The organism is Microbispora sp. NPDC004025 (genome assembly GCF_053604425.1).
The window spans coordinates 634478-647831 of sequence record NZ_JBSGHN010000002.1 but is presented as its reverse complement, the minus strand read 5'-3'; the positions used below and the strand labels follow the sequence as shown (position 1 = coordinate 647831).

10 protein-coding genes are annotated in these 13354 nt (G+C 74.0%); 3 read left to right on the top strand and 7 right to left on the bottom strand.

Going from position 1 to position 13354, the window contains the following annotated elements; translation table 11 throughout:
* Nucleotides 1-76 precede the first annotated feature (76 nt).
* Nucleotides 77-826, top strand: a complete 750-nt coding sequence (locus ACWEQG_RS07290) for a TetR/AcrR family transcriptional regulator (protein ID WP_452282547.1) — start codon at nt 77-79, stop codon at nt 824-826.
* 45 nt (nt 827-871) lie between these two features.
* Here ACWEQG_RS07290 and ACWEQG_RS07285 read toward each other — a convergent pair whose 3' ends face one another.
* The 5 genes from ACWEQG_RS07285 to ACWEQG_RS07265 form a co-directional block, all read right to left on the bottom strand.
* Nucleotides 872-1549, bottom strand: coding sequence for a type II toxin-antitoxin system PemK/MazF family toxin (locus tag ACWEQG_RS07285; RefSeq protein WP_452282545.1), 678 nt, complete (start codon nt 1547-1549; stop codon nt 872-874).
* 60 nt (nt 1550-1609) lie between these two features.
* Entirely contained in the window at nt 1610-2623 is a 1014-nt protein-coding gene (locus tag ACWEQG_RS07280; RefSeq protein WP_452282543.1) for an NAD-dependent epimerase/dehydratase family protein, read from the bottom strand.
* 162 nt (nt 2624-2785) lie between these two features.
* A complete protein-coding gene (locus tag ACWEQG_RS07275; RefSeq protein ID WP_452282541.1) occupies nt 2786-5071 on the bottom strand; it encodes a SulP family inorganic anion transporter in 2286 nt (761 codons plus the stop codon).
* 53 nt (nt 5072-5124) lie between these two features.
* The gene (locus tag ACWEQG_RS07270; protein ID WP_452282539.1) at nt 5125-7077 is read right to left on the bottom strand and encodes a hypothetical protein; all 1953 of its coding nucleotides are present in this window, start codon (nt 7075-7077) and stop codon (nt 5125-5127) included.
* A gap of 183 nt (nt 7078-7260) precedes the next feature.
* On the bottom strand, nt 7261-7806 hold the full coding sequence (locus ACWEQG_RS07265) for a YbhB/YbcL family Raf kinase inhibitor-like protein (protein WP_452282537.1): 546 nt from the start codon (nt 7804-7806) through the stop codon (nt 7261-7263).
* 423 nt (nt 7807-8229) lie between these two features.
* Between ACWEQG_RS07265 and ACWEQG_RS07260 the strand changes: the two genes are divergently transcribed.
* Both ACWEQG_RS07260 and ACWEQG_RS07255 read left to right on the top strand, forming a co-directional pair.
* Nucleotides 8230-8739: a PH domain-containing protein gene (locus ACWEQG_RS07260; RefSeq protein ID WP_311922121.1), complete on the top strand. Its 510-nt coding sequence runs from the start codon at nt 8230-8232 to the stop codon at nt 8737-8739.
* Complete coding sequence (locus ACWEQG_RS07255; protein WP_452282535.1) at nt 8736-10382, top strand: PH domain-containing protein; 1647 nt, start codon at nt 8736-8738, stop codon at nt 10380-10382. The genes ACWEQG_RS07260 and ACWEQG_RS07255 overlap by 4 nt, the downstream gene beginning before the upstream one ends.
* Here the strand turns inward: ACWEQG_RS07255 and ACWEQG_RS07250 are convergent.
* Together ACWEQG_RS07250 and ACWEQG_RS07245 are read right to left on the bottom strand one after the other, a co-directional pair.
* Entirely contained in the window at nt 10379-11737 is a 1359-nt protein-coding gene (locus ACWEQG_RS07250) for a helix-turn-helix domain-containing protein (RefSeq protein WP_452282533.1), read from the bottom strand. The two genes, ACWEQG_RS07255 and ACWEQG_RS07250, sit on opposite strands and share 4 nt — an antisense overlap.
* 127 nt (nt 11738-11864) lie before the next feature.
* Nucleotides 11865-13259, bottom strand: coding sequence for a hypothetical protein (locus ACWEQG_RS07245; RefSeq protein WP_452282531.1), 1395 nt, complete (start codon nt 13257-13259; stop codon nt 11865-11867).
* Nucleotides 13260-13354: the final 95 nt, after the last annotated feature.

Below are 13354 nucleotides of genomic sequence, written 5' to 3'. Positions count from 1 at the left end.
GTACTCACTTTTGTGGTGCGAGCCTACCCACCCGGTACGGTGTACGCAATAGCGCGACGACCTGGGGCGATGAAACATGACGGGCCACGAGAACCTGTGGATGCGACCCGAGCGCCCGGCGCGGGGGCCGCGGCCGAGCTTCAGCCGTGCCGCTCTCGCGGAGGCCGCGATCAGGATCGCCGACGCCGAGGGACTGGAGGCCATCTCCATGCGGCGGCTGGCCGCCGATCTCGGGGCGGGCACGATGTCCCTGTACCGCTACGTGACGGGCAAGGACGAGGTGCTCGACCTCATGCTCGACACCGTGGTGCGGGAGTACCTGCCGGAGGATCAGGATCCGCCGGACGACTGGGCCGAGGGGCTGCGCCTGCTCGCCTGGCAGGCCCGGCGCACCATGCTCCGCCACCCGTGGCTCGCGCCGCTGGCGGCCGGGCGTCCGCAGGTCGGCCCGAACAGCGCGCGCCTCACGGAGACCGCCCTCGGCATGCTCGACGGCCTCGGCCTGAGCGTCGACGAGATGCTGACCCTCGTGGGCGCGGTCTTCGCGTACGTGAACGGCTACATACAGAGCGAACTGGCCGAAGGCGAGGCGCTCCGGCGGTCGGGGCTCACGCTGGCGCAGCGGCTGGCGCAGCACCTGTCCTACATCCAGTCGCTCATCGCGACGGGGAACTACCCCATGCTGGAACGGATGACGAAGGAGGGCGGGCGGCGGTACACCGGCGCCGACGACCGCTTCGCCTACGGCCTGGACCGGCTGCTCGACGGAATCGCCGCGGGTCTGCCGCCGCGCGGCGACGCGGAAGGGCCCGCGTCACCGCGCTGACGGCACGCACCGGTGCAAACCGGGGTGGCACGGGGTGGGGTGGGGTCAGTTCGGGCTGATCTCGTGGAGGCGGCAGACCTGCCGCCAGACGCGCGCGTCGAGCGTGCCCGCCCTGTCCTGGAAGTCGGCGACGGGGACGCGGACCGGCCCGGTGAGGTCGAGGAAGCTGTTGTGGTCGGCGTCGGGATCCCAGGTACGGGTGGGTATCTCCACGTGGTCGTCGCGGTCGCTGCGGTCCTGGCTCGTGATCTTCAGGACCTCGGCGCCGCCCCGGTGGGTCCTGAGCACCACGCACGGGCGCACCTTGTGGCCCGGCCCGTCCTCGTAGGGCACGTCGGCCCACCAGATCTCACCGGGACGCGGTCCGGCCTGCGTGGCCGCACCCTCGCGTCCGCCCGCGTCGCCGCCCGTCGCCCGGCGGCCGCCGCCGGTCCCGGAGGCGTGGCCGGCGGAGCCGCGCCTCGTGCCGGGGCCGCTCCCGGACCCGGTGCCCGGCCGCGTGGTCCCGGCCGTGCCCTGTCCCGCGGGCCGTGTCTGCCCGCCGCCGCGGCCCCCAGAGCGGCGGTCCACGGTGCGGCGGTCCCCAGAGCGGCGGTCCACGGTGCGGCGGCCCCCCGAGGGGCGCGGCGTGGACCGCCGGGGCGGGATGCCCGGCAGGCGGCCGGCCACGCCGAGCGCCCCCAACACGACCAGTACGGCCACAGCCGATACCACCCAGATCATGACCGACAGCCTACGGCCCCGCGCGGTCGCGCTCCGCCGCGCGGGGAAGGCCGGTGGCGGTCAGGAGCGGGCGTCCCACGCGGCGAGGATGCGCGCCTCCTTCTCCGGGTCGATGCCGTGGCTCAGCCGGACGCCGCCGAAGCTGCGCCGCTCCTCGGGGATGTCCTTCAGCCACTCCCAGGTGTCGCGCACGGTCTCCCGTACCGGTCTGCAGGTGAGGCCCGCGGCGACGGCCTTCGCGGAGGAGTGGGTCCACACGCCCTCGCTCTCCCCGGCGGCCGACCACAGGGGAAGCTCGGTCCACTGCTGCACGCCCTGGTCGAGCAGGAACTCGTCGCCGGCCCAGACGAACTCCGCGTCGGAGCCCGTGACCTCGGCGCAGTCGTTCAGCCAGCCGCCGAAGGTGGCGTTCCCCCGCACCCCGCCGGTCATGTAGCGGCCGGTCGTCCCCCTCGCCACCTGGTCGAGGGTGAAGGCCGCGATGTCGCGGGCGTCGATGAGCTGCATCGGCCGGTCCGGGTCGCCGGGGGCGAGCACCCGTCCACCCCGGGAGATCCGGGTGAGCCACCAGGGCAGCCGGCCCACGTTCTCGTGTGGCCCGAGGATCAGGCCGGGCTGGATGACCAGTGCGCCGCCGTCGAAGTGCTGCTCGACCGCCCGCTCGCAGCCGGCCTTCAGCACGCCGTAGTCGCCGAACTCGGCGTCCGCGTCCGGCGGGCAGTCGAACAGGGGGAAGGTCTCGTCGACCCCCTGCTTCTCGGGCCAGTCCCGATAGGCGGAGATGCTGGAGATGAACGTGTAGTGCGAGGCGTGCCCCGACAGCGTGCGGACCGACTCCAGGACGACGCGGGGGACGAATCCGCACACGTCGACGACCGCGTCCCACTGCCTGCCGTCCGCGAGCCACTGCAGGTCGCCGGTGACCTCACGGTCGCCGCGGACCGCCTCCACGCCCGGCAGGTCGGTCCCGCTCCTGCCGCGGTTGAAGGTCGTGACCTCGTGCCCGCGCCGCAGCGCCTCCTCCACGATGGCGCGTCCGAGGAAGACCGAACCGCCGATGACCAGAATTTTCATACGGACATCCTTGGCCCGCCCGCGCCGGGCGTCTGCCCCCTTTCACGGTCGGCGGACATGATCCGCTCACAGCGGAAGGCGGCCCGCCGGACGGTCCCGGCGAGCCGCCGTACGGCCGTTCCCCGGCCGAGACCGAGACCCGTGACCGTGACCGGGCCGGGCTCAGCCGGTGCGCAGCTCGGGAACCGGCGTGAAGCGCTCCTGCTCCAGCACGTGCACCCGCGCCGCGCCGATGTCGAAGTACAGGCCCGTGAGCTCCAGCATGCCCGCCCGTACGAGGGTGTCCACGAACGGGTGGGTCCGCAGGTTGTCGAGTTGCTGGATCACGTTGACCCGGCAGAGCCGGTCGAGTGGGCCGGCGTCGTCCTCGGTCCGTTCCTCGGCCACGAACCGGGCCAGGCTCTGCCGCCCGTGCCGCAGCCAGCTGCGCAGCGCGGGCAGATCGGGCACCTCGCCGAGCAGGGCGGCCATCGCGCCGCAGCCGGAGTGCCCGCAGACCGTGATCATGCGCACCTCGAGCACCTTCACGGCGTACTCGATCGTGGCCGCGACCGAGTCGTCCGCGGGAACGGCGCCCGCGCGCGGCACGAGATTGCCGATGTTGCGCAGCGTGAACAGGTCGCCGGGGCCGCTCGCGGTGATGATGTTCGGCACGATGCGGGAGTCCGCGCAGGTGATGAACAGATGTGACGGCGACTGCTTACGGGCCATGCGGTGGAGCAGCGGGCGGACCATCGGCGCGGTCCGGCGCTGGAACTCCCGCGCCCCCTCCAGCAGGTCGGGCACGCCCTGCGGTCCGGGGATCGCGGTGACACCGTCGTGGTCGCCACCGCCCGCGCCGTTGGCGCCGGTCACCTCGCAGGAGGCGGCGTCCCCGGAGTAGGAGCCCATCGGGCGGGAGCGGCGCCGGTAGGCCCAGGGCAGCCACCAGCGGTCGTGCCGGGGCGGGATCCTGGCCGGGTACAGGCGGGCACCGCTGATCGCGGCGGAGTACCACTCGCCGTGCGGCTCGTCCACGTCGATGACGCCGCCGGCGCGTTCGTGCTCCAGCCGCCAGGCGTGCAGGGCCTCGAAGGCGGCGTTGTCCATGAAGTCCAGGTGCAGGTCCAGCTCGACCGCGGACCCCGCGGGGATGCCGCGCAGCGCCTCGGTCAGCCGGGGCACGCCGAGGAACGTCAGCGACCCGGTGACGACGACCCGCCATCGCCGCTCGCCCGCCTGCCGTACGTCGACCGAGACCCAGGCCAGGCGGCGCAGGGCCAGCAGGGCGGCCAGCCCGAGGCCGATCGCCACGCCCTCGGCGAGGCCGATCAGCACGACCCCGGCCATCGTCACGAAGTAGATCGGGATCTCGCGGTGGCTGCGCAGGTTGCGGACGTGCCCGAGGTTGACCATCTGCACCCCGATGAACAGCAGCAGCGCCGCGAGCGCCTCCAGCGGGATCAACGCGATCATCCAGGCGAAGACCGCGGTGAACAGCAGCACCCACACCCCGTGGAGCACGGTGGACCAGCGGCTGCGCGCGCCCGCCCGCGCGTTGGTCGTCGTGCGGACGACGACGCCCGCCACCGGGAGGCCGCCGAGGGCGCCGGACACGATGTTGGCCGCTCCCTGCGCGGTCAGCTCGCGGTCGAGGTCGGCGCGCGGACCGTCGTGCAGGCGGTTGGAGGCCACGCAGGTCAGCAGCGACTCCACCCCGGCGAGGAGGGCGACGAGCAGGACGGCTCCGGCGATCGCGTGCCAGTCGCCCTGCGGCATCAGCGGCGCCTCGACCGAGGAGAACCCGCCCTTCAGGTCCACCTTCGTCAGGTCCCAGCCCGTGAGCGCGGCCGTCAGCGCGGCGACCATCAGCGCGGCCAGCGGGGCGGGTACGGCGCGCAGCCGGGGGAGGCGCCCCCACACGAGCAGGACCCCGATCGTCAGCACGCCGATCACGACTGCGTGCGTGTGGTTGTCGAGGATCTGGGCGGGGAGCTCCACGACGTTCTCCAGCGCGGAGCGCTGCGGCGAGCCGCCGAGCACGATGTGCAGCTGGGACAGCGCGATCACCACGCCGACCCCGGCGAGCATGCCGTGGACGACGGCGGGGGAGACCCCGAGGGCCGCCCGCGCCACCTTCAGCCAGCCGAGCCCCAGCTGGAGGACGCCGGCCATGACGGTGATGGCGCAGGTGGCGCGCCAGCCGTAGGTGTGCACGAGCTCGGCGACGACCAGGGAGAGCCCGGCGGCCGGGCCGCTCACCTGGACGACGGACCCGCCGAGAGCGCCGGCCACCACGCCGCCGACCACGGCGGCGACGAGCCCCGCCGCCACCGGAGCGCCCGACGCGACCGCGATGCCGAGCGACAGCGGCACCGCCACCAGGAAGACCACCAGCGAAGCGGGCACGTCATGCCGGAGCACGGACTTCCAGTTACGGCATGAAGCGATGTCGTCACTGATTGTCATGGGCTGACGATATGTCAGCCATGCAGACCGTCACCAGGCAGTGAACGGGAAAATCACCGGTAGTAGTCGGGATAGTCGCTCTCCGGGTTGCGGTGGTTGCCCCGCCGCCCGCTCGCCGAGGTGGGGGTGTCGCCGTACAGCTCGTCGTAGGAGGGCCAGCTTCCGCCGGTGTTCTGCTCGGGCCACGACGGCTGCTGCGCGTCGCCGTATCCCTGCTGCGGCTGCTGCCGGTCGTAACCGTACTGACTCTGCCCCGACGGGGCGTCGTAGCCCGCCGACTCGTACGGCGAGGCGGTCCCCGGCGCGGAGCCCGTCACCGAGTCGGAGGCGTCGATCGTCGCCCAGCCCGCGCTCACCTCGTACGACGGGGTGGAGGGGGCGGCCGGCGGCGGCGTCGAGCCGGCCGCGTAGCCGCCCTCGGCGGGGTAGCCGGAGGCGTAGCCCTCGTAACCGGGCGCCTGGTAAGTCTCCGCGTTGGGCCAGGAGGACGCGCCGCGCGGCGGCTCGGGGTCGTCGAGCACGTCGCGGGCGGCCGCCCAGGAGGGGTCCGTCGTGGGAGCGGAGGCGGCGGAGACCGGCGGGTAGCTGCCCGCGACCGGCCAGCCGGGGTCGGTGGCGCCGCCCCTGTCGGCGCCGGCGCCCGTCGCGCTGGGCGGGTACGACGGGGTGTCGGCCGCGTGGAACGGGCCCGTCGCGACGCCGGACTGGTCGTAGGTGTCGGAACGCGGTGTCTCGTAGCCCGCCCACGCGTCGAAGGAGCCGCCGGTCGAGCGGGGCGCGGGGTCGGCGAGCGCGTCGCCCGGCGAGGCGGTGGACGCCGCGGCGTCGAACGCGCCGCTCGTGCGGGCCGCGTCGTACGAGCCCGCGACGAAGGACCCGCCGGCCGGGATGGCGGAGGACGGCGCCGTGTCGTAGCGGCCGTCGGGGGAGACGGCGGGGGAGCCCGTGCCGCCCTGGGCCGTGAACGGCCCGGTGCCCGCGGGCGCGTCGTACGCGGGGGCCCCGAAGGGTCCGGTGCTCGCCGAGATCCCCAGCGGGTCGGCGGGCGGCGTCCCGTACGAGCCGGCGCTCGCGGACGAGGGGAACGGGCCCGTGGCGCGCGGGCTGTCGTAGGAGCCCCCGGCCTCGGCGGCGGCAGCGGCGGCGGCGCGACGGGCGGCGCGCGACGACCGGCCGGACCTGCCCGACCTGCCGGACGCGCCCGGCGTGGACGGCGTGGACGGCGCGGCCTGCTGGGGCCCGGCGGCGGCCGCGAAGGGGTCACTCGCCGCGGGGGAGTCGAACGGGCCGGTCGAACGGTTCGCGTCGAAGGGACCGGTCGCGGGGGAGCCGGCCGCGGCGGCGGCGGCGTCGAGCAGGTCGGGCGTCGGCGCGGAGAACGTGACGGTCTTCTGGTCGGCGAGGGCCGAGGCGGGAACGGGGGCGGCGGGCGTCACGGGCTCGGAGCCGCCGGCGCGGGAGGAGCGAGACGAGCGGGAGGAGCGGGAGGGCAGGGGGGCCTGCACGGTCGCGGCGTCGGGGTCGGCCACCTGGGCCGGGGCGCCGGTCACGTCCGCGGTCTCGTCCACCGGACGGGGGGTCGCCATCTTCGCGGCGATCGTCCCCCCGAAGCCGCCGTCGTCGGCGCGTACGCGGGACCAGTAGTCGTCGTCGTAGTCGTCGGCCTCGCCCCACTCGTCCACGCCGCGCTTGCCGCGGGCGGCGGCGGGCTGTTTGCCGCCGCGCTGCGCGGGCCGCGCGGCCTGCCGACCGCCGGGGCGGGGGGCCGGGCGCGGCGCGGGCCGCTGCTTCTCCGGCTCCTCGAAGGCGTCGAACCCCTTGGGGAAGCTCTCGAAGAACGTCTCCTCGGCGGGCCGCCGGGGCTTGGGGCCCTTGTTCTCGGCCATCGCCTTGATGCGCTCGGCGGAGAGAGCGCTCTCCCTGCGGTTCATCGACCGCATGCCCAGCGCCACGACCAGCAGCACAAGAAGCACGACGGCGACAAGACCCACAATGACCGCAGTCATAGCACCACCCTCAAGGCCATGGCCTTTCTGCGGCGCCGGTGAGATCGCGCGGCCATCGACGCGATCTGCCCCCTTTGATCACCTGCGCTCAGCAATTGGATCCGATTCTGCTCGACCACAATGACCGTTGTCACACCCTAGGCGAAGATTGGTGTAGCACGACTACCTCCGGTGCTCAGCATGTCACTCGATCGTGTTCGCCGTGAGGCGCCCACGGGCGATGGTGTGACTCGCGATGCCCTCCAGGGTCCGCGCGAGGTCGGCCCCCTGCTGCAGGTCGAGCTTCGCGTTCAACGCGTAGACAGTGAAACGGTAGCTGCCGTCGGCCCGGCATGGGGGCGCATAGCCCACCTTCCCGCTCGTGGTCCTGCCCTGCCGGGCACCCCGGGGGACGTCGTTCATGCCCAGCTCCGTCGTCGCGGGGTCGATGTCGTACACCACCCAGTGCACCTCCGGGCCGCTGAGAGGACTGCTGTCGTCGACCACGAGGGCCACCGACTTGGCGCCCGACGTGCCCGACCAGCGGAGAGGCGGGTTGCCCTGCCCCCCCTTGCAGGAGTAGTCGTCCGGCAGGGGAGCGCCGTCGCGGAACTGCGGGCTCGACACGCTGATGACGTCGAGGTTCCTCGGCGATCCCCCGCCGAGGATTCCGCAGCCCGACGCGGCCAGCGTGAACGCCGTCACCGTGACGGCGGCTCGCACGACCGCTGATTTTCTCGGCGACCCCATGCCCGATGATGCTACGCGGATTGGACAGGTGCCCCGACCGGATCGCGGTGATCCGTACCGGTGATCGGACCCGTGCGGGCCGTTGACCTCGGTGTCTTCAGAATCCCTCGGTGTCCATGGAATCGATCCGCGCGCGCCGAGGACCGTTGTGCGGGGGTGTGAGGCCTCGCGCGCCCTTTTCCGCCACAATCGAGGCATGCGGGGGGACACGCCGGGAGCGGGCATGAGCTTCGCCGTCCTGGGCCCTCTCGACGTACGGATGGCCGTCCGGACACCGGCTGGGGGGCGCGCAGCGGCCGGCGGAGGCGCTGGTCCTGGCGGGCGGCGACGGCGACCCGACGCGGCTGGCGCTGGCCCACGCGGTGCACGAGGGCGGCCGTCAGCCGCTGACACATCGCTGACGGCTTGCCTAGGGTGGGAGGCGTGACAGGTCCGCTCCGCGATCCGGCACACCCGGTGTCGCGCCGCGCCATCGTGTTGTGGCTGGTGGAGGCACTGATCGGCTTCGTCCTGCTCGTCGGCGGGACGGCCGGGGCGGCCGCCTGGCTGAGCGGGGCGCGGTGGCCCCCGGACGTGCTGTCCGAGCACGCCTGGCTGCTCCCGGTCGCCGTCGGCGTGGTCATGGCGCCCTTCGTCGTCCTGGAACCCCTGCTGCGGTACGCCGTGCACCGCTGGGAGCTGTCCGGCGACGTCGTCTACGCCCGGGCGGGGTGGCTGAGCAGGCAGTGGGTGTTCGTCCCGGTGAGCAGGATCCAGACGGTCGACCGCGCGCAGGGCTGGCTCGAACGCCTGCTGGGGCTGGCGACCGTGGAGATCCGCACGGCCTCCTACGCCGGCTCGTCCACGATCTCCGGGCTCGACGACGACGTCGCGGCACGCCTCGCGGAGGATCTCGCCCGGCGGGCCGAGGAGCTCAGGGACGACGCCACGTGACCGGCTCGCCGTCTGCCGCCGTCCCACCATCCGTCCCGCCCGGCGGCCCCGGCGCGCCGGAGCCGGGAGGACAGTCGTACGCCGCCGCGCGGCTGAGCCCGCGGGTGCTGCTGATCGACCCGATCCGCATGCTGCCCTCGCTGGTCCTGCCGCTGGCGGGCGTGCTGCTCGCCGGGGGCTTCTCGCCCGCGTCGTTCGGCTGGGCGGCGGCCGGGCTGGCCGGTTCGGTGATCTACGCGGTGCTCCGCTGGGCGACGTTCACCTACCGGGTCGTGGGCGGCAGGCTGGAGCTGACCCGGGCGCTGGTCGGCCGTTCTGTGCGCACGATTCCGCTGGAACGGATCAGGGGCGTCGACGTCAGCGCCTCACCGCTCCACCGCGTGCTCGGCCTGGCCGTGCTCAGACTGGACACCGGTGCCGGAGGCGGCGAGCAGGAGGGCGTGCTGGACGCGCTCACGGCCGAGCGCGCCGAGGCGCTGCGCGCAGTGCTGCTCGCCCGCGGGCCCCTCCCGGCCGCCCCCGGACCGGCGCACGAGGGGACACAGGTCGAGCGCGGCCCCGGCCCGGCGGCGCGGGTCGCCCGGGGCGCCGCCGTCGCGGCCGCGGGAGCCGTTCCCGCCGCCGGAACCGTTTCCGCCGCGGGGGAGGGCGGCGGGGCCGTCGACCCGCCGCGGGTGCTCGCCCGGGTGCCGCGCGCCTGGCTGATGTACGGCCCGCTGTCCGGCGCCTATCTCCTCACGCCGTTCGCGCTGGTCGCCGGGACCTTCGGCCTCGCCTGGCAGTGGCGGCGCGAGCTGGGCCTCGGCGAACGCGCGGCCGTGCGCGCGCTCGAATGGGCGCTCGACCGGCCCGGGCTGCTGATCGCCGTCGCCCTGGTGCTCGTGGCGGCCATGCCCGTAGCGGGCGGAGTGACGTACGCGCTGTTCAACTGGGACTTCACGCTGCGCTCCCGTGAGGGGCATCTGGTCGCCGAGCGCGGCCTGTTCACCCGCAGGTCCGTGTCGCTGGAGCGGCGCAGGATCAGGGGGTACGAACTGGCCGACGGCCTGATCGAGCGGCGTGCCGGGGTCGTACGGCTGTGGGCCCTGGTCACCGGACTGGGGGACGCCCGGAGCAGGGGGCAACTGCTGCCCGTGACGCCCCGGCCGTTCGCCGCCGGGGTGGCCGCGGAGGCGGTGGGGCCGATCCGGGCGCCGCTGCGCCGTCATCCGCCCGCCGCCCGCCGCCGCAGGCTCGTGCGCGCGATCGTGCCGTGGCTCCTGGCCGCCGTGGCCGCCCTGCTCGCGGGCTGGAACCTCGCCGCGATCGTCGCGTCCGTGCTCGCCGTCGCGGGGGTGCCTCTGGCCTTCGACCGCTACCGCTCGCTCGGGCACGCCTACGACGGCGCCCGTCTGTCGGTCAGGTCGGGCTCCCTGCGCCGCGGTCAGGTCGTCGTGGAACGCCGCGCGGTGGTCGGGTGGACGGTGCGGCAGACGCTTCCGCAACGCATGGCGGGTCTGCTGACCGTGGTCGCCGGGGTCGGCGCGGGCAGCGGTGGCTACGCGGTGGTCGACGCGGGGGAGGAGCAGGGCGTCGCCTTCGCCGCCGAGGTCACCCCCGAGTGGCTCGCGCCGTTCCTCGCCCCCCGGCCCCCGGCCGGCTAGGACGCGTGGGCCCGGCGGGTGTGGTCGGCGCGCGTCCAGGCCGGGGCGGGCACGGGACGGAAAAGGAACGCCTGGTCGGGGCGCCCGGTGCAGGGCATCTGGGCGATCTCGGCGCCGGGGGCCACATCGGCCTCGCCGTACAGCGCGCCGAGGCACAGCCCGCTGTGCAGGGGCCGCACGGTGAACCCCGGCCCCGAGGGCGTCAGCAGGAAGCGCTGGTGCGCCGCCCCGGAGCAGTTCGCGGGAGCGAGCAGCGTCTCCGGGCCGGTCATCGCACCGTCGACCATGAGGCAGCCGACGCCCTCTTTGGGATGGTGCCATTGGATCTCGTAGGCGCCGTCGCCGGCCGCCCGCAGATAGGTGTCGGGGACGAGGTCCCGGCAGGGCCGCTGCGCGGCCAGCGGCCGGTCGGTCCGCTTGTTGCGCTCGCGTCCCTCCCCGACGCACAGGTCGCGTCCGGCGACGTGCGAGGGGATCATCCGGTACCACCCGTCACGCGGCGTACCGCCGCTGCCGGGGGTCGCGGCGGAGGACGGCGTACGGTCGCTCCCGGCCGCCGCGGCGCCGGGGAAGGCCGAGGACGATGTGCGGTCGCTCCCGGCCGTCGCGGCGGTGGGTGCGGGCGAGGGCTTCGCCCCGCCGCCGGTCAGGGACGCGCGCAGCTCCGGCAGGACCGCGCCTGTGGCGAGGAGCAGGACCACGATGCCCGCGCCCGCCAGAGTGAACCGCCGTAACGCCCGGGTTTCCGGCCGTACGGCGTCCCGGCGTGGTTCTTCCGTATCGTCCTGCGCGGCGGGGTCGTCGGGTACGGCAGGGGCCGCTGGATCGGCCTGCCCCGGCCGCTCGGGCCCACTGCCTGCGGCGCGATCGTCCTGGTGGGGGCGCTCGGGCCCACCGGCTGCGGCGCGGTCGGCGTGACCGGACCGGTCCGCCGGTCCGGCCTGTTCCGGCCGGACGGGTGGGCGGTCGGGGCCGTTGGTCTCAGGGCCGGCGGTAGGGCCGGTGGTCTCAGGGCCGTTGGTCTCAGGGCCGGTGGTCTCGTCCTGCGGGTCGGCCGGAAGCGTCATGCCCGCGGCGAGTCGCTTCCTGTGCGCCACCCAGCGCGCCGTCTCGGCCTCGCCGAGCCCGCAGGCGCGGACGAAGGCGGCCACGAACTCCTCCCTGGGGAGGGTCGTGCGTCCCAGGGCGCCTGCGATCGTGCTGGTGGGAAGCACGTCCCCCGCCGCCTTCGCGGCGGCCGTGAGCTGCCGGTAGGTCAGGCCGGACCACTGGCGGAGACGGCCCAGCGCGGCGACGAACTCGGCCGGGTTGGTCAGGCTCTCGGGTTGGGGAGGCACGCTGAAGGGCCCTGACACGACGATCCTCCCAAGCCCCGCTTTGCCGTCGATCCGGGCGAAACACTAACAAAGATCGGTGACGCGAGGCAGCCCCCCGGGTCAGCGGATTTCGCCGCCCGGAGGGCCTGGAGGTGACGGCCTGCTGCTATCCCTGGTCGCGCTTGGTCACGTAGACGTAATCGCCCAGGTTGAACCCCGCGTCGAGGCCGCGGTCGGCGTCCCAGCGGTAGTGGACGCCGAGCCAGAGCCGGCTGAGGGCGTCTTCCTCGGCGGCCTGCTCGAAGCTCGCGAAGGTCCTGGTCTTCGGGTTGGCGTTCGGATCGTCGGTGGACGCGGTGAAGGTCAGGTTGTGCCCGAACCACCTCTGCATGACGCCCGCCCAGGCCCCGGCGAACGTGGCATGCCCGGAGATGTACGCGGGGAAGGGCGGCGAGAAGTGCTGCCCGGCGGCGTTCACCGACAGCGGCTGCCAGGAGGGGTCGGGCGTGATGGCGGGGTTGAGGTTCGTGTCCGCCAGTTTGATCGCGCTCTCCGGCCGCCACAGGTCGACCGGCGAGTCGAACTTCGCTCCCCAGGCGACGATCGACGCGTCGGCCAGCGCCATGGAGACGAGGTTGAACAACTCCGCCGTCTCGTTCTGCTTCAGCCCCTTCTGCTTGGCCACCGTCTGGGTGATGGAGAACAGGTGCCCCACCGGCCGGTAGGTGCCCTTGCCGTCGTTCGCCCAGAAGAACGCCGCCTGCGTCTGGTCGGCGGACCGCGAGGTGGGTGTCCCCGCCCCGCCGTACGCCTTCACCTCGTTGACCTGCTGCGCGTACTGCGAACTGCGGACGAGCTGGTCGTAGGAGGTGAAGCCGCCGGGCGGCGACGGCCGGAACTGGGTGGGGGACGTCATGGCGAACGGCTTGAGCCTCCCCCAGTTGGGCGTCACGGCCGGTCCGGAGCCCGTCTGCCGCCACGCGCCGGGGACCGTGCCCTCCGTGTAGGAGAGGTCGAACGCCGGCCCGTCTCCCGACCGTTCGGCGATCATCAGATCGCCGATCCTCTCGCCGTCGGCGCGTCCGCCCTGGATGTAGCGGGACGGGACCGACGAGGGGATCTGCGCGAGCGCGTACGCGAGGTTCGCGTCGAAGTCGAGGTACGGATAGAGGTGTTCGAGCACGCGGTGTGCCGCCGCGTCCATGGTGGCCTCTATCGAGTCGTTCGGGTTCTGCTGGGTGATCTTCGGCAGGTACGTGACGGGCGCGGCCGGCCAGTTCGCGTCATGGAGTGCGATGTGCAGCATGGCGCCGGCCCGCGCGAGCCGGGTCGGGTCCCCGTCGTGGCTGTACTGAGGGTCGACGCCGTCCCGGGGAAGCGTGCGGATGGTGTCGATGAAGACGCTGTTCCAGTAGAGGACGTGGTCGAAGGCGGACGCCTGCGGCGGTGGCCCCGTGACCGCCGCGTGCGATGCCCGGGGGAGCGCGACCAGCGTGCCTGCGGTCACCAGAGCGGCCGCCGCGAGCACACGGACGCGCTCCCATAGTGATCGTCGATGCAAGGAGAACCTCCGTGGGGAGAGAGGGGAACACCACGGAAGATCGTCGAGGGACGAGACGCGGGACAAGGCTCATGATCGTCCGGAACTGTTCCGGA

Bases quoted from the DNA above. Each gene is read 5' to 3' on its own strand.
- ACWEQG_RS07265 (WP_452282537.1), bottom strand. From the start codon at position 7,806: ATGGGGTCGCCGAGAAAATCAGCGGTCGTGCGAGCCGCCGTCACGGTG.
- ACWEQG_RS07290 (WP_452282547.1), top strand. From the start codon at position 77: ATGACGGGCCACGAGAACCTGTGGATGCGACCCGAGCGCCCGGCGCGG.
- ACWEQG_RS07280 (WP_452282543.1), bottom strand. From the start codon at position 2,623: ATGAAAATTCTGGTCATCGGCGGTTCGGTCTTCCTCGGACGCGCCATC.
- ACWEQG_RS07270 (WP_452282539.1), bottom strand. From the start codon at position 7,077: ATGACTGCGGTCATTGTGGGTCTTGTCGCCGTCGTGCTTCTTGTGCTG.
- ACWEQG_RS07285 (WP_452282545.1), bottom strand. From the start codon at position 1,549: ATGATCTGGGTGGTATCGGCTGTGGCCGTACTGGTCGTGTTGGGGGCG.
- ACWEQG_RS07275 (WP_452282541.1), bottom strand. From the start codon at position 5,071: ATGACAATCAGTGACGACATCGCTTCATGCCGTAACTGGAAGTCCGTG.